Below are 23,787 nucleotides of genomic sequence, written 5' to 3' on the forward strand. Positions count from 1 at the left end.
GGGCCACGGTTTGTTATTGTCCCAGAATGCTGTTGAAAGACCGTTTCCGGGTTTGACTGTGCCCGCTACCTGCATTGCAGGCAGAACGCAAGTCCTTAGCCGGTTCGAGACGGTCATGGATTCAGTTTGTGGCCAAGGGGTGAGTCGAGTCAATGCGGTGGATCAATTCGTGAACAGCCGCGCGGATCACGAAATCCGGAAATTGTCACCCAGATAGACCCGGCGGACGTTTTCGTTTTCCACCACATCTGACGGTGTGCCCGACATCAGCATGCGACCATCATGCAGGATATAGGCCCGGTCGACGATTTCGAGCGTTTCGCGAACATTGTGATCGGTGATCAATACGCCGATGCCGCGTTTTTTCAGGTCGGCAACAAGGTGGCGAATGTCGCCTACCGAGATCGGGTCGACCCCGGCAAAGGGTTCATCAAGCAGCAGGTATTTCGGATCGGCGGCCAGACAGCGGGCGATCTCGACCCGGCGGCGCTCCCCGCCCGACAGCGCCATGGCCGGGGCCCGGCGCAGGTGTTCGATTGAGAAATCCGACAGCAACTCTTCCAGCCGTTCGCGGCGTTTGTGACGGTCCTTGACGGAGATTTCCAGAACGGCCGCGATATTGTCCTCGACGCTCATGCCGCGAAAGATCGACATCTCCTGCGGCAGGTAGCCGATGCCAAGCTTGGCCCGGCGGTACATCGGCAACCCGGTCACGTCGCGGCCATCGGCGATGACGCGGCCGCCCTCGGGGAAGATGATACCGCAGATGGCATAGAAGGTCGTGGTCTTGCCGCATCCGTTCGGTCCCAGAAGCGCGACCACCTCGCCCCGGTTCAGCTCCATCGTCACGTCGCGGATCACCACGCGCTTCTTGTAGCTTTTGCGCAGATTCTCGATCCGCAGTCCGGAGGACCCTTCGGTCACGGCCAGCTGCGGCCCGTTCGTGGGGATGTCGCTGTCGGTCATTGGCTTTGCTGCAGCACCGTCTTGACCCGGCCCTGCATATTCGCGGTGCCGGCCTTGGTATCAACCACCATGCGGTCGGCAGAGATAGCCGAAGTTTTCTGCACCAGAAGCACGTCACCCGACATGTGGATCATGCCGCTGTCGATGCTGTAATCGGCCTGCGATGCCTCGGCCGCATCCTCACCTGATACAAGCGTGACCCCACCGGTGGCCTTCATCCGTTCGATCCGGTCGCCCTTCTCGTTGTAATAGACCTGAACCTTGGGTGCCGAAAGCCGCATCTGTCCCTGGCCAATCAATACGTTGCCGGTAAAGACCGCGGTGCCGTCATTCTGGTTGACCGCCAGGTTGTCGGCGGTCACCTCAACCGGCTTGGTGGTGTCCTGCTTGACATTGCCAAAGGCGATCTGGGCACCCTGGGCCAGGGCTGCGACGGGCAGAGCCAGGCTGCAGGCAACGATAAGAATGCGAATGAAGTGCACGGGTCTATTCCTTGGGCTTTGCGGGATCATACAGCAGTTTGACACCATCGGTGAAGAGCAAATGGATCGCCGGTTCGCCATCCGACTCGGCACCGGTCTCCGCCATGTCGGTCATCAGCATGCGCCCGGCAGTAAAATCGCCCGGCGGGCCTGTGCCGGTGATCGGACCCGGGGTTTCGGCAAAGATCGCCCGCATCCCCGAGATCAGCGCATCGGTGTGCACCTCATAGCCGGTGGAACTCTGCACCACGACGTCCCCGGTCAAGGTGGCCCGGTCGGCTTCGTCGTCGATCACACCGCCCTTGGATTGAAACGTGATCACCGCACCCGAAGTCAGGTCGATCCTTGCGTCAAGCACTTCGGCGCTGGCCCGCGACGGAGATTCAAGATCGGGCTTGGCCGAAGCCGCGTGGAACTCGATGCGATGGCCTTGCTCGGTCACACCGGCAAATTCAGGGGCAGTGATTCGTTCGTCCCGGGCGCGTTCCGTCAGGTCGATGGTTGTGAACGGGATCGTCGTGGTCGGATCGATATTGCGCGAGAACAGGAACAGCGTGGACAACAGAGCAAGCGCGGCCAGCGGCAGAAGAACCTTCAGCCACGCCACCATCCGGGAATAGAAATTGTCCTGCCAGGGCATTTGGCTGCCCGCTCTCATGGTTGCCTCAAGTGTGGGCAAAGATATCGGTTTCCGGCCAACCTGCCAGATCAAGCTGCGCGCGGGCCGGAAGGAAGCGGAAACACGCCTGTGCCAACTCGGTGCGCCCCTCGCGCGCCAGCCGCTCTTCCATCTTGTCGCGCAGCGCATGCAGATAAAGAACATCCGACGCGGCATAGTCGATCTGGGCGGTGCTGAGTTCGTCTGCGCCCCAATCCGAGCTTTGCTGCTGCTTGGAGATGTCCCGGTTCAGCATCTCTTGCAGCAGGTTCTTGAGCCCGTGACGGTCGGTATAAGTGCGGCCCAGTTTCGATGCGATCTTGGTGCAATAGACTGGGGCCGTCAGAACGCCGAACGTGTGCAGCAGAACCGCGATGTCGAACCGGCCGAAGTGAAAAAGCTTGAGCACGTTCTCGTCGGCCAGCATTCGGCAGAGGTTGGGCGCCTGGGTCTGACCCTTGGCAATCTGCACCAGGTGGGCGTCGCCGTCGCCCGACGACATCTGCACCACGCAAAGCCGGTCGCGATGCGGGATCAGTCCCATGGTTTCGCAATCAATCGCCACAATCGGCCCAAGATCGAGATCGTCGGGCAGGTCGCCCTTGTAAAGATGATTGGCCACGGAATGCCTCTTTGGTTTTCGTTGTCTTGCAGGGGATAAGAGGTTTGGCGAGGCAACTCAACTGGCAAAGGTGGTGCCGGCCTGACGTGCACTTGGGCACGCACCCGCGTTGTGCGGGGCCGCGCGGCTCCGCTTCGCTTGTCCTGAATCAAGGTCAGGCCAAGACGCTGCGGATAGCCGTTGGGTATGATGGCGACAGTGCCTGGCCTGAAAGTGAAGACGTCGATTGCAGCGCGAAGTGTCACGGCAATACCCATCCCGACGATGGTGACGGGCCGGTCAACACTGCCGGTGACTGTCTGCGCGCGGTGGCCGGGCGTTTCTGACGTTGCGAAACGCCGAAAAAACCACCGAATCCACCGCAATTCGCACATGAGGCCTTTACAAGCCGCCAATTATTTACACGCTGGTTATGTATGCCATAGTGCACCAAACGCCTGGCGTGAGGGGAAACGGACGTGAAACCTACCGATACCAAGAACCCGGAATACTTCCACAAGGTCGTCGATTGTCAGTATGCCTGCCCGTCGCATACGCCGGTACCATCCTACATCCGCTTGATCGCGCAGGAGCGCTATACCGATGCCTATCTGGTCAACTGGGAAAGCAATGTCTTCCCCGGGGTTCTGGGCCGAACCTGTGACCGCCCGTGCGAACCCGCCTGCCGCCGCGGCCGGGTCGAGGAAGAACCGGTGGCAATCTGCCGACTGAAACGCGTGGCGGCGGATTTCAAAGAGGACATTGCCGACAAGCTGCCCCAGGCGGGGCAACCCAACGGCAAGAAGATCGCGCTGGTGGGCGGTGGCCCAGCTTCGCTCACCGTGGCGCGAGACCTGGCGCCCTTGGGATACGAGCTGCACCTGTTTGATGCCCAGGAAAAAGGTGGCGGGTTCATGCGCTCGGAAATCCCGTCCTTCCGCCTGCCCGAAGAGGTGCTGGAGGAAGAGGTGGGTTACGTTCTGGACATGGGCATCAAGGCCCATTTCAAGACCTATGTCGACAGCATGGCCGAATTGCTGACCAAGGGCTATGACGCGATTTTCGTCGGCTGCGGTGCGCCGCGCGGGCGCGACCTGCCTGATCTGCCGGGGCGTCAGGAAGCGGCAAAGAATATCCATATCGGTCTCGACTGGCTGGCCAATGTGGCCTTCGATCACACCGACAAGATCGGCAAGAAGGTGATCGTGCTGGGCGGGGGCAACACGGCGATGGATTGCTGCCGGACCTCGCGCCGGATGGGCGGCGAGGACGTCAAGGTGATTGTGCGTTCGCCCTATGACACGATGAAGGCCAGTGATTGGGAAAAAGAGGATGCCGTTCACGAGGGCATCCCGATCATCGACAATCACGTACCCAAGGAGTTCGTCCTGAAAAAGGGCAAGCTGGTAGGGATGAATTTCGAGAAAGTCGAGGCGGTCTATGACAGTGAGGGCAAACGGGAACTGGTGCCGACCGGCGAGGACCTGATGTTCTATCCCTGCGACGACGTGCTGATCGCCATTGGCCAGGAAAACGCCTTTCCCTGGATCGAGGCGGAAACCGGCATCCGCTTTACCAGCTGGGGCACCCCGATCATCAATGATGACGAGACCTTCCAATCGACCCGCAAGGAAGTGTTCTTTGGCGGCGACGCGGCGTTCGGCCCGCGCAACATCATCACCGCCGTGGCCCATGGCCACAAGGCAGCGGTGTCGATCGACCTGTATTGCAACGGCAAGGACCTTGAGAACCGGCCACCGCCGCATGTCAACTTGGTCAGCCAGAAGATGGGCATTCACGAATGGGCCTATGACTCGATCCCGGTGGACGACAAGCGTGAGGCGGTGCCACTGGTGGCGCTGGACAAGGCGTTGAAGGATCGTGCGCTGGAGGTCGAACTGGGGTTCGATGCGCAAACGGCTTTCGTACAGGCCGAACGCTGTCTCAACTGCGATGTACAGACAGTGTTCACGCCTGAGAATTGTATCGAATGCGATGCCTGCGCCGATATCTGCCCGACCAGCTGTATCAACTTCACCGCCAATGCACCGGAAGACGAAATGCGCGGCAAGCTGGCGGTGCCGGCACGCAATACCGATCAGGACATCTATGTCTCCGAGGCGCTGAACACCGGCAAGGTTCTGGTCAAGGACGAGGACGTCTGCCTGCATTGCGGACTCTGCGCCGAACGCTGCCCCACGGCGGCGTGGGACATGCAGCTGTTTGACTATAACGTCGCCAAGGCGACCCCTGACCTTATGGAAGTCAAATGAAACAGAGCGCCAAACAAATTCAGGGCATCAACGACTTCGTGGTCAAGTTCGCCAATGTGAACGGCACCGGGTCGGCCTCGGCTAACCATCTGTTCGCCAAGGCGATTTTCCGAATGGGTATCCCCGTCAGTCCGCGCAACATCTTCCCGTCCAACATCCAGGGCTTACCAACTTGGTACGAGGTGCGGGTCAGCAAGAACGGCTATCTTGGTCGTCGTGGTGGTGTCGACCTGATGCTGAGTGTCAACCCCCAGAGCATGGAACAGGACCTGCGTGGCGTCGAGCCGGGCGGCTATTTCGTCTATGACAATACCAAGCCTCTGGCGCCGCATCTGCGGCGCGATGACGTGTCGTTCTTCGGTATCCCCCTGACCGAGATGTGCATGCGCGAGTTCGAAACGCCGCGCCTGCAGCAATTGTTGAAAAACGTGGTTTATGTCGGTGCGCTGGCGGCGCTCTTGAACATGAAATTCACGATCCTCAAGGATCTTGTGGCGGATCAATTCAAGGGCAAGGAAAAGCTGATCTCCTCGAACGTACATGCGCTGGAAATGGGCTATCAGTATGTCACCGAGAATTACGATTGCCCGCTGCCGATCCGGTTGGAAATGGGCGAAGACGTGGTCGCGCCACATATCCTTGAAAGCGAGCATATCCTGATGAACGGCAACACCGCCACTGCGTTGGGGGCGATCTATGGCGGAGCAACGGTGGCCGCGTGGTATCCGATCACGCCATCGACCTCGGTGGTGGACGCGTTTGACAAATACGCCCAGCGGATGCGCATCGACCCGGGAAGCGGCAAGAAGAACTATGCCATCGTGCAGGCCGAGGACGAGCTGGCAGCGATGGGCATGGTTGTGGGCGCCGGCTGGAATGGGGCGCGGGCCTTTACCGCCACCTCCGGCCCGGGTCTGTCACTGATGAGCGAGTTCCTGGGGCTGGCCTATTTCGCGGAACTGCCTGCGGTGCTGATCAACGTGCAACGGTCGGGCCCGTCGACGGGCATGCCGACGCGCAGCCAGCAATCAGACGTGCTGGCCGCCGCCTATGCCAGCCATGGTGACACCAAGCAGGTGCTGCTGTTCCCTGCCACGCCGCGCGAGTGTTTCGACATGACCGTGCAGGCGTTTGACCTGGCCGAGCAGTTGCAGACTCCGGTGATCATGATGTCAGACCTTGATCTCGGCATGAATGACTGGATGTCGCCGCCGCTGGAATGGGACGACAATTACCGGATGAACCGGGGCAAGGTGCTGGATGCCAAGGGGTTGGACGAGGCAACAAACTGGGGCCGTTACCTGGACGTGGATGGCGATGGCATCTGTTATCGCACCCTGCCAGGGACACATCCCGACAAGGGTGCGTTCTTTACCCGGGGGTCGTCCAAGAACGAGATGGCAGTCTATTCCGAAAGCGGGGCGGATTACGTCAAGAACGTGGACCGCCTGTTGCGCAAGTTCGAGACGGCCAAGTCCTACGTGCCCAAACCCAAGACCCACCCGCCGGTCAAGGTAAAGAAGCCCAAGACCAAGCAGAAGCTTGGGGCGCTGTTCTTCGGCACCTCGGCCTCGCCCTGTTACGAGGCGGTCGAGATGCTGGCGGCAGAGGGGTATCCCATCGACACGATGCGCATCCGCGCCTTCCCGTTCCATGACAGCGTGGATGAATTCATCCATGCCCATGACCGGGTCTTCGTGGTCGAACAGAACCGCGACGGACAGATGCGCCGCCTGATCAGCAATGAATGCGAAATTCCACCCGGAAAACTGATCCCGGTGCTGAACTATTCCGGCACGCCGATCACGGCTCGAAACATCGCAAGTCAGATCCGCGACAACCTGAACACCAAGGGCGCCGAAGTCGTGGCGCTGCATCCGGAGAAAGCCTGATGTCCTATGTAAAGCCCAAGTTCCGCCACCCGAACCTGCCGGTCAACACGCTGGGGCATACGATTGCCGACTATGACGGGGCAATCTCGACGCTCTGTGCAGGCTGCGGGCACGATTCGATCTCGGCGGCGATCAAGAATGCCTGTTTCCTATCCTCGATCCCGCCGCATCGGATTGCCAAGGTCTCGGGCATCGGCTGTTCGTCGAAGATGCCGACGTATTTCCTGGGCAAAAGCCACGGCTTCAACTCGGTCCATGGGCGTATGCCCTCGGTGGCAACCGGGGCCAGCCTTGCCAATCGCGACCTGACCTATATCGGCGTCTCCGGTGACGGCGATACGGCGTCGATCGGCATGGGCCAGTTCGTGCATCTGGTCCGGCGCAACGTGAACATGACCTATATCGTCGCCAATAACGGTTGCTACGGCCTGACCAAGGGGCAGGACAGCGCCACCGCCGATCTGGGTTCGGTCGCCAAGGGGGGTGCGGTCAACGAATTCGACGGGATCGACCTGGCCAGCCTTGCCCTGTTGCAGGGCGCCAGTTTCGTCGCGCGCAGCTTCTCGGGTGACAAGGACCAGCTGGAACCGTTGATCCGGGCCGCCATGGCGCACAAGGGATTTGCCTTCATCGACGTGGTATCGCCCTGCGTGACCTTTAACAACCACGCGGGATCGACCAAAAGCTATGCAGAAACCCGCGATCACCTGGACATGATGCCGCTGGATTTCGTGCCGATGCGCGAAGAGATCCGCACCCATTACCCGCCCGGAACGACCCAAGGCATCACCCTGCATGACGGATCGGTCATCCACCTGCACAAGGCCAGCAACGACTATCAGGCTGATGATCGAATTGCCGCGCTGAACGCGGTGCAGCAGGCGAAGGAAGACGAACGCATCCTGACCGGACTTCTGTATCTCGATCCGAACACGCAGGACCTGACCCAGACGCTGAACCTTGCCACCCGTCCGTTGAACGAACTTGGCGATGAAGAGCTTTGCCCCGGCAGCCGGGTTCTCAACAGCGTCAACGAGGGGCTGCGCTAGAGCGTCGACCAGGTTTCGACCACCTGTGCCACCTGCTCGACAGTCAAAACAGCCAGGAGCAGAGCCTCCTGATCCGAGGCAACGATAACGCGCAGCGCATCGCCCAGCGGCAGAATGGTGCAGGTCGGCTTGGCAGCGAGCTTGCCTGCGAGCCTCGTATGTACACCGGCCTGCCGCCGCTCATTGCTTGCCAGATTGGCCAGCATGTCGAAATGATCCGCCGTACCGCCTTGCCGCGGTTCGGCATCGTTGCCTTCGATGAAAACCCAGGAGATGGCGGTTGGTTCGATCTGTTTGAATAGGGCATGCGGCTTGCCTGCCATCGACATGGTGGCGAGCGCGTCGCGCATGTCTTGGACGCTGCAGCTTTGGCCCGAGTCCGAAATCGTGTCGTCCCGCCCGATACGTTCAAGCCGGAACGGGCCGCCGGCCTTGCAGGCGCGCTCAAGCAAGATCGTGAAATACGCCGCGGCTGTTGTCGTCTCGGGGATTTCGCAGCTGTTGTCATCGCCCGGCAACCCGACCCGCACCAATCGGCGCGACGCGATCGAGAGGTGGGCAATCGGCCCGGAATCATCGGCAAGGTCAAAGCGGCGCGGCAGAATGGTCTCGTCGATTTCGCGCAGGATGGCCTGCATAACCTGAGCCATGTCTCCCATTAGGGTCTGGCCTTCGCCCAGATAGGTCACAAGGTCCGCATTGAGCCGCTCAACTGCCCGTCGCAGCGGATCATTCACGCACGGCGCGTCATATGTTGGCCGGTGTTTCAAAGGTTGCATTTCTGTTCCTGCGATATCTCGCGCAGCGCAGTCGCCGCCATTGAGGTGATGGCATCAGAAGAGTGACCCGGTTCGCAGACGCAGCAGATGAAATCGACCTTGTCGGCCGGAGATCGAACAAAGATGCGGGTTTCGGTTTGCGTCAGCATCGTTGCCGCGGTTGCATCCTTGCACGAATGACCACTGGCCTCTGCCACGACATCGCAGGACGAAAACACCTGAGCAGCCTGGGCGCAAATCCTGTCGTAATGCTCCTGCGCACAGGGAGCATCGCTGCTGGCCCGCAACACGAGACGCGTTCCCAGATCACCAAAAGCCACGAGAGAGCAACCGGGGTTGTCCCGGCGTAAATCATCGAGGCTTGCTGCAATGCTCATGTCCTACGGTCCTTCTGCCCGGATGAGGGCGGGTGCGTTGGTTTTGCGTGTCACAGGTAGGCCTCGATCGGTTTGGCGGCGATGGGCCGCGTGCGGTAGCGTTTCGGTTTTGCCACCCGCTTGGGAATAACGGCCTCCGCCGCGTCATTGGCCTCCGGTGCATTCTGGTCCGGCATTGCGGAGTGAAGCTCGGACTGGGCGCCATCGTCCACGGCAGGGGTCGTGGCCGGCGTGATACGGCGGTTTTCACTAGCCTCATGGGTCGGAAGTTCAGGCACAGTGTCCCATTCAACGGTTGCCGATTCCTGCGGATCCAACGGTTTCAGAAGCATGCCCACCAGATGGTTCAAAAAAGCCAGCATGCCGCTTTCCTCGAGGACCGTTTCATCTTCCTCGGACTCCATGGCCTGCAGGACCGAGATCGGGAAGATCGCCTCGAACAACCCATCGGTTTCACGCCGCACACGCGTCATCACCCGTTTGCGGTCGCGCGGATTGCGCAGCTTGTCGATCTGGGTGACGAGAAGGATGTTGCGCCCGTTGGTTGCGGGTAAGGCGCGTTCCCAGATCGCCGCTTCGGACTGGCGCCAGGCCTGGGTGGCGTGGGTGCACCAGATCACGCAGTCGACCTCATCCAGTGTCGACTGCCACACTTGCGCCGGCATGTTCGGATCGGAAATGCCAGGCATGTCAACAAGGTCGCAGATTTCCAGAATTTCGGTTTCCCGCGTCAGCCGGATTAGCGCGGCATCATCGAGCGCAACCGAGGCAATGTCTTCGACGGCGATGTCGGTCTCACTGCCGTCATGGCCGACCAAAGTGGCGGATTTTTCACCATGGCTGGCCCAGATCGGCGGAAGCCGCGTCGCCGTGACCTGAACCGGAAACGGTGCGCCGTCCAACAGCAGGTTTAGAAGCGTGCTTTTGCCCGAGCTGAATTCGCCCATGAGCGCGACACAGGGTTTGCGGTGGGTTGTCGGCACGGTTTTCTCCTCACTCATTGGCGCAGCTCCTGCAAAGTGGCGATCACCACATCCAACTCTTCACGCTGGCGGCGCTCGTCCTCGTCACCGAAGGTCAATTGCATGTCCCCGGCTGTTGTCGCGTTTTCGATCAGGTCGGTGATAATACCCCTGTAGGCATCGAACTCGGCCTGCAACCGCGCCAGGATGTCGGCGCGTATCTCGCTGGTCTGGTCGTTCTTGATCTGCTCCATGAACCCTACGGTTTCACCGGTGATCAAGCTCTGGAACTGTTCGGCAAAGGCCTTGTAGCCGCGCTTGCGGCGCCACCAGTTGACCCACCAGCCATCGTTGAAATCAAGCGCGATGGTCTGGCCAAGAACAATCGGCGAAGGGGCATCCGGCGTATCCGGGATGCTGACCTGGATGCCTTCGACGACCTCGCCAAAGCCGCGAAACAGAAACTCGGCAACGTCGCAGACCGCTTTTTCATACTGCGACTTCGCCGCCGCCTGGGTGCGGCTGACGAAAAGCGAATAGGCCGACCGCAGCAGGATGCGCAGGCCCGATGGGTCGTATTCCCACACCAGCTGTTCACCCCAACGTTCAAGATGCTGGATCAGCGAATGGGTCGCACGGTTGACGAACGTCCCATGCGCGCGGTCGGCGCGCAGCCTGTAGTCATCGGTCAACTGCGAAAGTTCCGCGGCCAGCACATCGAGACTGCTGCGTTCGATCCGGTTAAACTCGGCGCGGATCTCGTCCGGGCTGAGAAGCTCGCCGGTAGGCGAACCCTGCACCTTGACCTGCCGCGCGGCAAGCTGACCGGTGGCAAGGGTAATGGCGGATTCGCTGAGTTCGGACATCAGCGGATTGCCCAGCCCTGCGACCGCTCGTTCGGATATCGCATTCAAGACGGCTGGAACGCCGGACAACTCCCATACCATGCTGGGAACGCTTTGTTCGACACCGCCCGACTTCAGACGAGTCTCGGCCCAGCCAAGCAGCACATCCGAGGTCTTCTTGTCCATCTCGGCGATCTCGCCGTTCAGGACCTTGTTGGCCCAATAGGCGCTGCCAAAAATGATCTCGGCCTCGGTGGGCCCGTGATGATCCTTGAGGGTCTGGCGAATGCTGGCCTCGATATCGGCGATCTGGCGGGACGGGTCCGGCAATTCGTCGATACGGTTGACGAAGATGATAACCTCGCGCGATTTCAGGTTCGAAATCAGCCGGATCAGCCCCATGTCGACCGAGGTCAGCGCCTGCCCCGCCGACAGGACAACAACGCAGATGCGGCTGTCGCGAATGGCCTGGATCGTGGTCTGTTCGCGCATCATGAACGTGTCGTTCACGCCCGGCGTATCGCGCAGGCACATGCGGAACGGGATGGTGCGACAGTTGAGATAAAGATCGGCCGAGCGAGTGATGTCGGCAAACCGCCCCTGTTCTTCGCTGAGGTCTCCCAGGGGGGCACCGTCTAGGTCGAAATCGTCACCCAGGCAAATATAGCGTTCCAGCAGATTCTTGTCGAAATAGCCGTATTCGTGCTTTTGACCCATCAGAAGCTCGAAATTACGGCCCAGCCGTTCGCGGGATTTTTCGCGGATCGCCTCGACCTGAACACGAAGCTTTTCCAGCTCGCTGTCGGCACCGGCCCGACCGGCCAGCTCGCCCATGCGGCCGCCCTTGGTCAACAGACGGTTCCATTCGTCTTCGCTCATGAACTGGAATCGGGCACTGGTTTCCTTCTGGTCCTGCCCTGGTGTCAAGTGCAGCGACGTCACCACCGAAGTCCACGGGTTGACGTCCGATGGTAGAAGGTCAGCCCAACCGGCCATCGCGTTCACCAGCGATGTTTTGCCAGATTTCACTTGTCCCAGGATGGTGACCGCCGGTTCGAACTCGGTCAGCTGGGTCTGCAGCTTCTTAGCGGCGCGGGCGGCGCCCTTGTCCGACAACTCGATCAGTTGGGTCAGGGCGTGATCCAACCGACCCGCCATAGCTGCAAAATCCTTCAGACTGGTCATCCCAATCTGAAGGCTTGTCGGGCGAGCTGAGGCCCGAAGCTCGGTGGCTGGTACGATATCTGCGTCTATCTTCATGTTTTTTGTTCGTATTGATGGCGGCCCAATTCAAACTCGCAACGGAAACAAACAGCTACAAGGCGCGGGCAACGATGCCATTTTGGCACAGGATTGTGCTCTAATTTTGACCTGATCGAAGGGGCGCTGCGCCGATTATGTGCGAAACCCTCAAGCACTGGCCTGCGCCGTCAGTTCTTTGCGCATCTGAAGCAGCAGGGTCACTGCATCCAGCGCAGCGTCTTCACCCCGCTCCATGCGCAGTAGGATCATCATTTCCTCTCCATCCTGGGCCGCAAGGGCGGCATCCTGGAGCGCCGGATCGACCGAGTTTGTATCGCCAAGCTGCGACGAGAGTGTCGCGATCGAACTGGCGCATCGGTTCAGGATCGTGTCGGTGTCGATCGGCGCATCGCCGTCAAGCTCGCGCAAAAGCTCCTGTCCGCTGCGGCTCAGAACGTTCACAGCCTGGGTTAAGACATCCGTTGCCGCCCCGGGGCCACGGGCGGGCGCAGGTTCGGCGGGGCGCGACGTTGTCTCACCCGTCGGGGCTGGCGCGGAAACGGGTGCGGGTGCGGATGCCAATGGTGACGGCACTTCGCGCGATCGGGGTTTCGGAGGCGCGGCGGCCGCCGTTGCATTGCCGAACTTAGCCAGAACCATCTGGGCGCTGTCGATGTCGGCAGACCGGCCGGAATCCACCTGGTGCTGAATCGCGTAACATAAGCTTTTGCCGCCGCTCGAATTCCACAGGTGCTGGTCTTCGCCGGTCCCCGACGTCCGGGCGGTCATGCCCTGAATAGACGCCACGGGGTAAAGTCCCAGGAACTCTTCACTTACAATTGGCTCAAGTTGGCGGATGGTGTCCGCCAAAGTCCCGCGCATGATTTTGCGGTCCGCCTTTGCCAGCACGAGGAAGCTGTGATCCTTTATCTCGTCGGGTAGGTTCGCCCAAAGGGCTTGCTCCATGTCCTTGAAATCATTCGTGCACCACAGCACGATATCGGCCTCGCTCAGCGCAACTTCGAGAATGCGCTGGCTGACCTCAAACCGTCGGTCAAGTTCCAGCTCGCGATATGACTGGCCTTGAAGCGCAGGTGCCGGAAGCTCTTGCAAGGCGCGAATGACCCCTAGGGGAACATCCATTTTTTGCAGGATGCCGTCGGCGCGATGAATGGTGCCGTCTTCCAGCTCGAACCGGATTCGCGGCTTTGGACCATAGGCCAGATCGATAACCGGTGCCGCGTTGGTGTTGCCCAGCACGTGTTGCGCGACCAGCATGTTGATCAGTGAGGATTTTCCGCTTCCGGGCAACCCGGCAACCACGATGCGCACTGGGCGGCACAACCGTTCAAGCAACTGTCCGCCCCACTGCCGGTACTGGGCCGAGATGTCTTCGCGGCACAGGGCCTGTCTCAGGCCAGAAACGATGGGTTCGATTGCTTGTTGTGTTTCCATCGGGAACCTCGTGGGGATGATGTTATCCGGCGGCACTCGCCGTGCCGGAAATCGTGGCAACAATCGTGACGTTGCCCTGCCTGCTGCTCAGAGTCCGGCACTGGGCCGGGTCTTCGTCTTGCGGCGGAATCGCCTTGTTCCTGCGGCTAACCTTGACGATACCGAAAGACACGTTGTCCTGGCTCGGGTCGTCGGCCTCGATTATTTCGCTCATCAGGGCGTCGGCGATTCTCTGGGCTGAATGCCGCCGTTCCGCCCTCGCGATTTCGGCAATGCGTTCGTCGCTCAGCACCAAGACGCCATCGCTCGCGGCGATCAGGATGTCCCCTTCGATCAATTGCAGCGGAGCAGCAGGGCAATCGACCTGTGGAATCTCTCCGCCGACAATGACAGACGTCAGGCAGTTCTGATCCGGATAAGTCAGAGCTTCATCCCGGCGCATCTGGCCAGTCTCGACCAGATAATCGATCTGCGAGCCGACCGCGTGCTCGTCATTGAGGCGACGCAACTCGTTCCGGCGCAACAGGAAGAGCGGGGAATCACCGACCGAGACCCAGAACAGGCGGTTTTCGATCAGCACCGTTGCCAACAAGGTCGCCCCCATGACAAAATCGTCGACTTTGGTCTGCGAATACAAGCCAACACATTCATTTGCGCCATGCATGGCGCCGTGCAAGACATCACCGATCCGGTCTTCCAGATCGCCGGGATTACCGGACTGGAGTTTGAGTTCGCTGAAAACTTCGGTCACGACGATCTTGCTGGCGACATCTCCGGCATCATGCCCGCCCATGCCATCGGCCAGCACCATCAGGCCGACCGGACTTCCGGACGGGAAATCCGCGATGACAGCATCTTCCTGCCGCTCACGCCGGCCCTGATTGATCAGGGTCGCCGTATCGAATTGCAAGTTACCCGCGTGCAGCATGGGACGTCTCGTTCCCGGCCGGTTGGTTCCAGCCGAAGTCGGGACCGCAAAGCGGCGTGAACAAAAGAGTTGTCTCCCCAATGCGAATCCGGTCTGCCGCGGTCAGCGGCTGAGTGCTGAGAACAGGCATGCCGTTGCACCGCACCAGGTTGGCCTTGCCGCCATGTCCGATGAAGAACCTGTTTTCCTCGGGATCGAATGCGATGGCGGCGTGGTTTTCACGCGAAATCGAGTTGTCACCGAAATCGAGCCGCACCGTCTGACTTTCGCCGCGGCCGATCTGGGCCACACCGTTAAACAGAGTAAACGCGGCTCCGCGCCCGGGCCCGTCAACAACGACAAGCCAGCCCACCGGGAATTGCGTGTAATCGGAATCGGTCGGTTGCGTTTTGGCGGCCTTTTCGAACGGATTTCTGGAAGCTGCTGCTCCGGGGTTAAACCCCAGGATGCGGGTTCTGGCCCGGCCGGCGCGCGCCATGCTGCGTCCGGCTGCAGGCGGCGGAACTTCGATTGCGGCGGTGGCCTGCGCCTCGGGTTCTGCCGCACGAGGCTCGGGTTGCGGCTGTGCCGGTGACACGTCTGCCGCAGGTTGGGCCGGTACAGGTTCCGGTGCAAGATGGTCCATTTCGGGTTTCGCCGCCCGATCCGCGGCCGCGGGCAGGTCGATGGGAGACTCCACGACGTGTGTCACCTTTGGCAACGGTTCAAACGTCGTCGAAGACGACGCGGGTTCGGGTTGCGCGGCAGCGATTGGCGCTGACTCTTCCGACTGAACCGTCGGTTGCTGTGGCGTGTCATCGGCAAACACGTTCTCCACCTCTTCCGTAGCTGATGTTTCCACCTCTTCTTCACAGTCCTCCGGATCAGCGTCGCTTGCGGCACTGTCAGACTCGGCACTGTCGGGGCTGGCGGTCTCATGCATCTGTTCGTCGCCCGAGCTCTGCTCGCCGTCGCTGTCGTCGACCATGGCTGCCGGAGAAAGCTCTCCGAACAAGCTGTGCCATTCGACATCCTCGGGCGATGACGCCGCATCACCGGTGGTCGTATCCAAGGCCGAAAATTCCTCCTCGACCGGGCTTGTCACGTTCAGTGCATCTGCCGCGTCGGTGTGCGTGGCCATGGCCTGCTCGGCTTCGGCGCTTTTCTGATGAATGATGTCACGAAGAAATTTCATGTTTTGTCCTTTCAACCCTGTGCGACGGTTGACTTGTTGCGCCGTTTGGACGGGCTCCCCGTCAGGAGGCGCATGATAAGAGATTTCGAAGGTTCTTTGACGGGCTCCTCATGATCCTCATCCGTGACCTCGGGAACCTGTTCGGCTTCCTTGAGTTGCCGTTCCTGCTCTTGCATCCAAGTGTCGACGTCCTCGATGACGTTGCCGTAAAGATCGACCGCTTTCTTCTGCGGTGTGACCACGGTCTCGTCTGTCGCAACGGTCGGACTGTTCAGCTCGTGGCGTGGCTGTTCCAGCTTGGTACAAGGCGGCTCCGGCCTTTCCGGTTCATCGACACCCGAATTCACGGCCGTGACCAATTCGGAGATCGCGTTTTGCAGGTGGTCATCGGGCAAGACCTCTTTGCAGGGTTTTTGCTGGATCTGGCCACGCGCCACGGTTCGCACCCGGTGTCGAATCGCGGCCCTGGTTTTCTTGTCACGGGCCCCCATGAGTTCAAGCCACTCTGACGCGGATTGAAGTCGGTCTTCGTGCGCGATGGAAAGGGTCAGGTCGATAACGGCAAGGAACGCTTCGTCGAACGGCCACCCCTTTGCCATCAGCGGCTCGTAAGGATCAGGCTTGCCGCTGTAAACTGCCTGATACCTGGTCCAGCAATCCACCGGAGCCGCTCCGGTGATCAGGTGGTAAAAGGTCGCCGCCAGTGAATAGAGATCGCTCGAATCGTATTGGGAGGTATTCTCGGTGTAGAACTCGTGCGGGGAATACCCGTCCTTGACCGCATGCAACGAAGCTATGTCGCTGTTAGGCGAGTATACGTTTTCGCGGGCTGACCCAAAGTCGATCAGGGTCAGGTGGTCGTCTTCACCCAGCAACAGGTTGTCAGGTGAAATGTCACGGTGCAGTATGCCTTGGCTGTGCAGGTAATTCAGCGCTTCCAGGGCATCGCGAAGCATCTTCTTGAGAAGCTGCGGCGTCAGCCGCTCGGGGTTTTCCTCGCGAATCGTAAGAAGTTCTTCGCCATCGACCCGATCCATTGCCATATAGGCCGTGTGGTTTTCCTCGAAAACCTGGTGCACGGCGACGATGCTGGGATGCTTCAGTTTGGCCAACCGCCGGGCTTCCTGGACAAAGTCCCAGACCGTGCTTTGATACGCTTTCTGAAAATCGACGTGCTTGGCGCAGACGAGCGGTCCCTGTCGCACACAAAGATCGTAAGGAAAGCATTCCTTTACAACAACTTGGCGGGCCAGACTGTCGCGCGCAAGATAAGTGATCCCGAACCCCCCCAGGGCAAGGGGCCGGGTTATTTCATACTGCCCCTGAAGAAGCATTGTCCCCTTGGACAATTCGCATTCCTGAGTTTTGTTGCCAGTATCTTGCATCTTTGCGCCGTTTGAAACCTCTGAGGACTGAACCCCTATTCCGCCGGGCAAATGCACTCTTGTGCTGTGAGTGTTGCTGCCCTTGCAGGGTCAGATTGTGCGCAAGAATGTGGCCGCAGCGTGACCATTGTCGGCCACCGATTGGGCGAAGTCGATAAAACCGGCATGTGGTTTCAATGCAATAAAACCACCTGTATTCCGGCGACAGCCACGACCTGCGCGACAGCTTTGCGTGCAGGTATTCCGGCAGCGGTTTGCCCCGGTATCGGATAAAATGCAGAAGGTTTTGGTGGAGCCTAGCGGGATCGAACCGCTGACCTCCTGCATGCCATGCAGGCGCTCTCCCAGCTGAGCTAAGGCCCCATAAGGGTGCAGGTATTGGCCTGCCGCCCGGGTATTAAAAGCGTTTCCGCTTGAACCTGGAACAGGTTTGAGTGGAAACGTTGCACGTCTTATTGGCGTTCCGCGCGTTCCGACAAAACCTGCTGATCAGATTTTCTCGAAACGCTTTAGGCAAAGGCCGCGACGGGATCAAGCCCAAAATGCCGCGACCGATGTGTTTTTCGTTTACTCGTCGTCGTTGGTTGCGACGTCGGCGATTTCTTCGAGCGGAACGGTGTCGTCGTCATCATCATCAAGGACGTCATCCTCGAGTTCGACATCCGCGTCATCCGCATCCAGGCTATCAAGCTCCAGATCGTCTTCGCCTTCTTTGGCCTTCTTGCTGGCCGCGTCTTCAGCATCGGCAGCGATCATCGATCGCTTGCCGGTTTCAACCTCGATCGCCTCGCCGGTGTAGGGGCTGATCGCGGGATCCTTGTTCAGGTCGTAAAACCGCTTGCCGGTGGTCGGGCAGATACGCTTTACGCCCCATTCTTCCTTGGGCATGAGTTTTGCCTTTCGAGATTCTCTTGTCTTGTCGACGATCCGCGCCAACTGCCATAACAGGGGCCGGGTGTCAAAGGCTTTCGAGCGTGAACCGCGGGGAGGAGACGGGACGATGACCAGACATGTGCTGCCGGGCGATCCGCCGGTCGAGCTTGTCCTGCGCCGCTCGGCCCGGGCGCGGCGGATTTCGCTCAGGGTTTCGGGGGCGGATGGCCGGGTGACACTGACCATGCCCAAGGGCGCCAGCGAGCGCGAGGCGCTGGAATTTGCCGCCGAAAAAGCCGACTGGCTGCGCGGCCATCTGGACAAGCGACCGGACGAAGTATCCGTAGGCATCGGGGCCGAGTTGCCGTTTCGGGGGTCTGTCCTCCGGGTGATGCCGGGGACGGGCCGGGCCGTGGTGCTGCGCGAGGGCGAGATCGCGGTACCGGGCAAGCCCGAACGCGTGGCCGCACGGTTGCAGGGATTCGTCAAAGAGACCGCCCGGGCACGGCTGGCCGAGGCTTCAGATCGGTACGCGGCCGCCCTGGGCCGCGACTATAGCCGCATTACCCTGCGCGACACGCGCTCGCGCTGGGGATCCTGTTCGGCCCATGGCGGGCTGATGTATTCCTGGCGGCTGATCCTGGCCCCGGACGAGGTGTTGGACTACGTCGCCGCCCACGAGGTGGCGCATTTGGTCGAGATGAACCATTCATCGCGGTTCTGGGGGCATGTGGAGGACCTGTATGGCGACTACGCCGCACCTCGCAAATGGTTGCGGATGAACGGCGCGGGTCTGCATCGCTATCGGTTTTGACTGTCGGTTGCAGCCATTGGTGTTGTCATGAGCCAGTCGGCTAAACTTGGAGAAGTATTATTAGCGAGTTTGAAAACCTGTTGCTTTGAGCGCTTTTGAAAGCGGATATGCGTGGAATTCCATTTGCCGGTCGGACTCTGCAATGGATATCCAAGCGCCAAAGAGAGCGTGCTGGTCCCATCTCACTACTGCATAGCGAGATAATGATTCCCGATCCGTCACGGCCGCTGCCGCCGGACCGGCGGGGGCCATTGGGGCCGACCCACGAGTTGATTCTATTCGAGCCGCCGATTGTGACTGCGGACGTAGTTGTCGGCCGCGAGATTACCGACGTTTCCGTTGGATTGGGGACCTACGGAATGGGAGGGTATGGATATTTCGGTCTCAAATTGGATGAGGAATGGCTGGTGATTGCCGTTGGCGGGGCCGGTGACTGGATAGAAATCGATGGGCGAATGGTTGAAGACCACTTTGCTGAAGAAAATGGCCGTCCAAAACCTTGGGTGTATGATGACGAGGACGAATTGCGTTCGCATCTTCGTGCGAAGAAAGTCGCCGGTTTCGAGGTGACGCCACGGTCTTTGCGGATCGGCTTGGACAATGGGTCAAAAATAGAAATCAAGGAAGATGCCGCGGCACGGCATCCTTATCCCGGAAATGGAGAGCCACGGAGATTTCTGCCAGAGGACGATCTTCGTCGCGCCGTGTTTCTGAGTCCGACAGATGAAATCTGGTGACATGAAGTTTCCTGAAAGTCGTTGATCGGAAATCGAGCTAGCGAGCTTGACCACTCGCCATTTTGTGATCACAAATACCTCATGCAACCTCAATCCCGCACCGACCCCGCCGCATCCGCCCATGACCGCGTCTATCGCGGCCTCAGAACCCGGATCATGCATGGTGACATGCTGCCCGGGCAGGCACTGACCCTGCGGGGGATCGGCAAGGAGTTCGGGGTAAGCATGACCCCGGCGAGGGAGGCATTGCGCCGGTTGGTGGCCGAAGGGGCGTTGAGCATGTCGTCGTCGGGTCGGGTGGCAACGCCGGAGCTGAGCGCCGAGCGGATCGAGGAACTGGCGGCCCTTCGCACCCTGATCGAGGTCGAACTGGCCAGCCGGGCCCTGCCACGGGCCCACATGGCGTTGATCGAACGGTTGCAGAGCATCAACAATGCACTGACCGACATGATCCAGACCCAGGACCCGGTAGGTTATATCCGCACCAATCTTGAATTTCATCGCACGCTTTACCTGCGCGCCCAGGCCCCGGCGATGCTGGCAATGGCGGAAACTGTGTGGCTGCAATTCGGCCCGACGATGCGGCAGCATTATGGGCGGCTGAAACGCAAGGCGCTGCCGCCTTATCACCGGATGATCATCGCCGCGCTCAAGGCGGGCGACGAGCCAGGGCTGCGGTTGGCGGTACGCTCGGACGTGACGCAGGGGCTGAAGATGCTGCTGGCCTGAGGAAGGCGCGTTGACCTAGGCCTGACCCTGAGCATTCTGGGGCACTGTTCCTGGCCGGGCTGGCAGCGGATCAAATAGGCCGGCGGACGAAACGTCCAAGGGTGACACTGCTGCTGGCCTGCGGTTTGATCATCGGCGCGGCCTGTATCGGGCTTCGTATTGCAGCGCGCATTGCCGGGGCTGGATCGGGTCCGCTTTGCCGCCATGCCGCAGGGTGAGAGGCCATGGTACGGCCCTGCGCTTCTGGCCCAGGCCGGGGTGGCCGTGGGCATGAGGCTTGTCGCGGCACAGGTACTGCCCGGACAGGGCGAGGTGATCCTGATCCTGGTCATCGGCTCAGCCGTGGTGTTTGAAATCCTCGGCCCGGTGGCCACCGCGATGACGATCCGCCGGGCGGCGTGATCGGAGGATAGGATGGACCCGATCCTGCCCTATCCGGCCCAGGCGCCGAACCCAAACACAAGGTAGTCCCGGGCATAGGTCTCCTGTGCGGCTTGCTCCACGCTGTCGTCATAGACCTCGCCAAGCGCATAGGGCGCCTCCGCCCCGGCTTGCCCTACCGAGGGGGCCTCCGCATGCCCCATCCGCCGCGCCAGTGCCGGCAGTGCAGCAGCCATTTCATCCTCGCGCAGGACCAGATCGGGCAGGGCGAAACTCCCCATACCCTGCAACACCGCCGCCTGGCTGGCCCAATGCGCATCCTGGCGCACTGCGCTTTGCCCGGACAGGTTGGCCCGGACAAAGTCCAGGAAACTGAGGAACGCTGCCCGGTGATCCGCAAGGTTCCAGCTCTCGTCCGGCTCGCTCTCGGGGATCGGCATCTGATGCACCCGCCGCAGGGTCTTGCGAATGCCATTATAGCTCCCCGGCCCGGTGGTCAGGATCTTGGTGCAAAACGCGTGATGTGCCCGCGCCACCGGGTGGCGCAGCACCGTAAAACTGCGGTGTCCCTTATTTCCCCGCATCCACTGCCGCAGGCTTTTCTGACTGAAATCACCCTGCAATTCCGCTCCGTCCAGCGCCTGCATCCAGGCCCTCACTTCATCTTCGGGCCCGGATCGCACCGGCAAATACATCAACGGCGTTTTTGCGCTGGCGACATAGTTCGGCACCGCCGCACCCCGGCGCGGTTCAAAATTCGGCGTCCGGGTCAGGTTGAACCGGTCCAACCCCGCCAACGCCGCTTCCATCTCTTCGAAGTTTGCCACCTTCTTCGAGAGTGGTTCGGGGTTTTGCCGCTTGAGGTTCCTGTCGAGCCCCTCCAGCCGGTCCGGCTGGCCCAGCCACGTAGCAATCCCATTCATCACGCCCACGTCCTGCAAGTCTTCATAGGCGACATAGAACGCCGTCTGCCCGCGGACCTGCAATTCGCGCATCAACATGATCTGGAATTCCTGCAACGCGTCGAGATGCGCCTTGAACTCGCGCGCGTCAAAGGTGGCCCTGGCATCCTTGCGGTTTGCCACATTGGTCAGTTTCCACTGCCCGGTTGCCTGGGCGATCTTCCAACTGACATAGCTGTCCACCGGGTTGCGGGTGAGGATGATCTTGCCGCAGCGCGGGTTGGAGATGATTTCTTCCAGCACGCGCGGATCGTGGTCGTGAAAGAACCGGAACCCGGCGATGCCCTGGGCATGTTTGACCGTATGGATCAACGCCATCGGGTCGCGGTTGCGCTCCTCTTCGCTGATCCCCAGGCATTCTTCGCGATCAGGGTATCCGATGAAATGTGGGTTGAACGCCTCGCCGACGCAGGAAATCGTCGGAAAGACATTGAGGTTCGCTTCGAGAAAATTCGACCCGGTCCGCATCTCGGCAAACACGACGAAATAGTCAAAGGGTTTCGTCATCTACTGCACCAGATACGGTTTGCGGGGTTTACTTTGCGTGCCCACGGGGTCGTGCACCACCGGGAAATCGCCCATCAGGTGCGGGTGCATCCCCTGGTTCTTGAGGTTCTGCAGGAATTGCCCGAACCCGGTCAGGTCAGTCATCTTGGGTGCCTCGGTCAACCGCCGCAGGGTCTTGTGGCCGATCTCGTCAATGATGGTCTGCAACGGCTCCATCGGGCTTTCGATGAAATCGGCCATCGACCAGATGCGGATCCGCGCCGTGGAATAGGGGCTGCGCAGCACCTTCAGGTGTTCGCTCTCGATCTTCTGCAATTCTGCCGCTTCGGCCCGAATATCAGCAAAGTTACGGTTCGATTTGAAAAGCGGCACCGCCCATGCCCCCGAGATCACGTTGATCTGGGCATTTGGGTCGTTGGCGATGATCCAATTAAGTTTCTGATTGTCCTTTGGCCCGAACTGGAAGCACTGCCACTCGCCCCGCGTGTTCCAGACCAGCGAAGTCAGGAACGCCTTGGGATTATGATCCCGGATCTCGGCGCTGTCGCTGAGCGCGCCGTTGATCACGCTTTGATTACCGGCATATTCCACCCGCTCGGGTGCGAACAAATGGCCATGCACCTGCGCTCCCGTGGCCCGCGCCAGCCAGGGTTCAAAATCCTCGAACAAGTCGGAAAAGCCCTGGAACATCGAATAGGCGCTCGATGTGGTGCCGTTCTCCCAACCGTGGTTGGGAAATCGCGAATGCATGTATAGACCCGGCCGGCCACGCGTCCGCCGCTCAACCGCCTTGGCAAAGATGCGGTCGATCTTGCCGGGGTTGGGCTCGGTGCGCTTGAACGCCCCGCCTTTACCCTCCAGGAAACTTTCATACAAAAGCTCGGCGTGGGCCCATATCTTGCGCGCTACAAAGCAATCCGACCGCCTGAGCAGCTGCAAATGGTCATCGTAAAAAATATGTGGCTTGCCCTGGAAATCGAACTTCGACAGGGTCAGCGACCGGCTTTCGATATTGGTCGAATAGTGCCGTACCAGGGTCTGGAAATAGCTTTCATCCGGGATCCAGACGCGGCGGAAATAACGGTCGTAGGTCTTGCGTTCGGGGTCTTCCAGGATCGCGCTCAGGGTCTGTCGCGTCAGGCACCACCACTGGCTGCCCATATGCGGCACGATGCCGCCGGGAATGCGCCGCTTGAACCGCACCGCCCGCTGGATCGCAACGTAGCGGTCGAACAGGTGCCGCCGCTTGCGCCAGGAAAACGGGAAGCGCAGGGTAAAGCGTTCTTCGTCCAGCCCGCCCACGGTCCAGGGTACATCCGAGGTGGTCGCGCTTTCGATGAAATCGGTTCGCGGGCGCTCGGCCAGGTAATCGATCAATTCCTGCACCGGTCGCAGCGGCAGGCACGAGCCGCTGGCAAGATAGACATGCCGCACCACCGGGAACATCGCCAGCATCATCTCACTGGCTTCCTGGGTGGCCGCCACGATCCCCCAAGTGCCCCATTCACAGCGGTGCCGCGTCGCAAACAAAACATCGTCAAGGTCCGACAACGCCCTCTTGAACGCCAGGTACTCGCTGCGCGGCGTGGTCTTGTCGCAATGGATCACCACCGGACATCCCGCCGCGTGCCAATGCCGCGCCACCTGCTCGGCCCGGTCCAGCGCGGTATGCACCAGCATCACGATGCCGACGCTACCGCGATGGGTATCGTCCAG

General features: G+C 60.3%; 23 protein-coding genes and 1 tRNA gene. 8 read left to right on the forward strand and 16 right to left on the reverse strand.

Annotation, left to right across the window (positions count from 1 at the left end; genetic code table 11):
* Window positions 1–186: 186 nt before the first annotated feature.
* From lptB to RXV86_RS10580, 4 genes are read right to left on the reverse strand one after another with little or no spacing between them, the layout of a single operon-like run.
* On the reverse strand, window positions 187–966 hold the full coding sequence (lptB, locus tag RXV86_RS10565) for an LPS export ABC transporter ATP-binding protein (RefSeq protein WP_316299461.1): 780 nt from the start codon (window positions 964–966) through the stop codon (window positions 187–189).
* On the reverse strand, window positions 963–1,448 hold the full coding sequence (gene lptA / locus RXV86_RS10570) for a lipopolysaccharide transport periplasmic protein LptA (RefSeq protein ID WP_316299462.1): 486 nt from the start codon (window positions 1,446–1,448) through the stop codon (window positions 963–965). Before lptA ends, lptB begins: the two co-directional genes overlap by 4 nt.
* A gap of 4 nt (window positions 1,449–1,452) precedes the next feature.
* The gene (gene lptC / locus RXV86_RS10575) at window positions 1,453–2,106 is read right to left on the reverse strand and encodes an LPS export ABC transporter periplasmic protein LptC (protein WP_316299463.1); all 654 of its coding nucleotides are present in this window, start codon (window positions 2,104–2,106) and stop codon (window positions 1,453–1,455) included.
* Between the two features lie 7 nt (window positions 2,107–2,113).
* On the reverse strand, window positions 2,114–2,728 hold the full coding sequence (locus tag RXV86_RS10580) for a ribonuclease D (protein WP_316299464.1): 615 nt from the start codon (window positions 2,726–2,728) through the stop codon (window positions 2,114–2,116).
* Between the two features lie 92 nt (window positions 2,729–2,820).
* On the opposite strand from RXV86_RS10580, the gene RXV86_RS10585 reads away from it, so the two are divergent.
* The 4 genes from RXV86_RS10585 (at window position 2,821) to RXV86_RS10600 (ending at window position 7,921) form a co-directional block, all read left to right on the forward strand.
* A complete protein-coding gene (locus RXV86_RS10585; protein WP_316299465.1) occupies window positions 2,821–3,054 on the forward strand; it encodes a hypothetical protein in 234 nt (77 codons plus the stop codon).
* 132 nt (window positions 3,055–3,186) lie between these two features.
* Complete coding sequence (locus RXV86_RS10590; protein ID WP_316299466.1) at window positions 3,187–4,980, forward strand: FAD-dependent oxidoreductase; 1,794 nt, start codon at window positions 3,187–3,189, stop codon at window positions 4,978–4,980.
* Window positions 4,977–6,872, forward strand: a complete 1,896-nt coding sequence (locus RXV86_RS10595; RefSeq protein ID WP_316299467.1) for a 2-oxoacid:acceptor oxidoreductase subunit alpha — start codon at window positions 4,977–4,979, stop codon at window positions 6,870–6,872. Before RXV86_RS10590 ends, RXV86_RS10595 begins: the two co-directional genes overlap by 4 nt.
* Window positions 6,872–7,921, forward strand: a complete 1,050-nt coding sequence (locus tag RXV86_RS10600) for a 2-oxoacid:ferredoxin oxidoreductase subunit beta (protein ID WP_316299468.1) — start codon at window positions 6,872–6,874, stop codon at window positions 7,919–7,921. Before RXV86_RS10595 ends, RXV86_RS10600 begins: the two co-directional genes overlap by 1 nt.
* Here the strand turns inward: RXV86_RS10600 and RXV86_RS10605 are convergent.
* The 10 genes from RXV86_RS10605 to RXV86_RS10650 form a co-directional block, all read right to left on the reverse strand.
* Window positions 7,918–8,700 carry a hypothetical protein gene (locus tag RXV86_RS10605; protein WP_316299469.1) on the reverse strand — a complete coding sequence of 261 codons (783 nt, stop codon included), beginning with the start codon at window positions 8,698–8,700 and terminating at the stop codon, window positions 7,918–7,920. The two genes, RXV86_RS10600 and RXV86_RS10605, sit on opposite strands and share 4 nt — an antisense overlap.
* Entirely contained in the window at window positions 8,688–9,077 is a 390-nt protein-coding gene (locus RXV86_RS10610; protein WP_316299470.1) for a hypothetical protein, read from the reverse strand. The genes RXV86_RS10605 and RXV86_RS10610 overlap by 13 nt, the downstream gene beginning before the upstream one ends.
* Before the next feature lie 50 nt (window positions 9,078–9,127).
* Entirely contained in the window at window positions 9,128–10,078 is a 951-nt protein-coding gene (locus tag RXV86_RS10615) for a dynamin family protein (protein ID WP_316299471.1), read from the reverse strand.
* Complete coding sequence (locus RXV86_RS10620; protein WP_316299472.1) at window positions 10,075–12,069, reverse strand: dynamin family protein; 1,995 nt, start codon at window positions 12,067–12,069, stop codon at window positions 10,075–10,077. The genes RXV86_RS10615 and RXV86_RS10620 overlap by 4 nt, the downstream gene beginning before the upstream one ends.
* Window positions 12,070–12,294: 225 nt before the next feature.
* Window positions 12,295–13,581 (reverse strand): hypothetical protein, encoded by a 1,287-nt coding sequence (locus tag RXV86_RS10625; RefSeq protein ID WP_316299473.1) that lies wholly within the window; start codon window positions 13,579–13,581, stop codon window positions 12,295–12,297.
* A gap of 22 nt (window positions 13,582–13,603) precedes the next feature.
* Window positions 13,604–14,509, reverse strand: a complete 906-nt coding sequence (locus tag RXV86_RS10630; protein ID WP_316299474.1) for a protein phosphatase 2C domain-containing protein — start codon at window positions 14,507–14,509, stop codon at window positions 13,604–13,606.
* Window positions 14,493–15,683 carry an FHA domain-containing protein gene (locus RXV86_RS10635; RefSeq protein WP_316299475.1) on the reverse strand — a complete coding sequence of 397 codons (1,191 nt, stop codon included), beginning with the start codon at window positions 15,681–15,683 and terminating at the stop codon, window positions 14,493–14,495. Before RXV86_RS10635 ends, RXV86_RS10630 begins: the two co-directional genes overlap by 17 nt.
* Before the next feature lie 11 nt (window positions 15,684–15,694).
* Complete coding sequence (locus tag RXV86_RS10640) at window positions 15,695–17,068, reverse strand: serine/threonine-protein kinase (protein ID WP_316299476.1); 1,374 nt, start codon at window positions 17,066–17,068, stop codon at window positions 15,695–15,697.
* Window positions 17,069–17,355: 287 nt separating this feature from the next.
* A tRNA-Ala gene (locus RXV86_RS10645) sits at window positions 17,356–17,431 on the reverse strand.
* A 204-nt stretch (window positions 17,432–17,635) separates the two neighbouring features.
* A complete protein-coding gene (locus tag RXV86_RS10650; protein ID WP_316299477.1) occupies window positions 17,636–17,956 on the reverse strand; it encodes a TIGR02300 family protein in 321 nt (106 codons plus the stop codon).
* A 112-nt stretch (window positions 17,957–18,068) separates the two neighbouring features.
* Here RXV86_RS10650 and RXV86_RS10655 point away from each other — a divergent pair, with 112 nt between their 5' ends.
* The 4 genes from RXV86_RS10655 to RXV86_RS10670 all read left to right on the forward strand — a co-directional run bounded on the left by RXV86_RS10655 (window position 18,069) and on the right by RXV86_RS10670 (window position 20,623).
* Window positions 18,069–18,755 carry a SprT family zinc-dependent metalloprotease gene (locus RXV86_RS10655; protein WP_316299478.1) on the forward strand — a complete coding sequence of 229 codons (687 nt, stop codon included), beginning with the start codon at window positions 18,069–18,071 and terminating at the stop codon, window positions 18,753–18,755.
* Window positions 18,756–18,862: 107 nt separating this feature from the next.
* On the forward strand, window positions 18,863–19,492 hold the full coding sequence (locus tag RXV86_RS10660) for a hypothetical protein (protein ID WP_316299479.1): 630 nt from the start codon (window positions 18,863–18,865) through the stop codon (window positions 19,490–19,492).
* 81 nt (window positions 19,493–19,573) lie between these two features.
* Window positions 19,574–20,221, forward strand: a complete 648-nt coding sequence (locus tag RXV86_RS10665; RefSeq protein WP_316299480.1) for a GntR family transcriptional regulator — start codon at window positions 19,574–19,576, stop codon at window positions 20,219–20,221.
* A gap of 159 nt (window positions 20,222–20,380) precedes the next feature.
* Window positions 20,381–20,623 carry a hypothetical protein gene (locus tag RXV86_RS10670; RefSeq protein ID WP_316299481.1) on the forward strand — a complete coding sequence of 81 codons (243 nt, stop codon included), beginning with the start codon at window positions 20,381–20,383 and terminating at the stop codon, window positions 20,621–20,623.
* A gap of 29 nt (window positions 20,624–20,652) precedes the next feature.
* Here RXV86_RS10670 and RXV86_RS10675 read toward each other — a convergent pair whose 3' ends face one another.
* Both RXV86_RS10675 and RXV86_RS10680 read right to left on the reverse strand, forming a co-directional pair.
* A complete protein-coding gene (locus RXV86_RS10675) occupies window positions 20,653–22,071 on the reverse strand; it encodes a sulfotransferase family 2 domain-containing protein (RefSeq protein ID WP_316299482.1) in 1,419 nt (472 codons plus the stop codon).
* Window positions 22,072–23,751, reverse strand: coding sequence for a beta-1,6-N-acetylglucosaminyltransferase (locus RXV86_RS10680; protein WP_316300238.1), 1,680 nt, complete (start codon window positions 23,749–23,751; stop codon window positions 22,072–22,074). It abuts the gene before it with no gap.
* Between the last annotated feature and the right edge of the window lie 36 nt (window positions 23,752–23,787).

It is taken from the genome of Aliisedimentitalea sp. MJ-SS2 (genome assembly GCF_032586155.1).
Taxonomy (GTDB): Bacteria; Pseudomonadota; Alphaproteobacteria; order Rhodobacterales; family Rhodobacteraceae; genus JAWHTC01.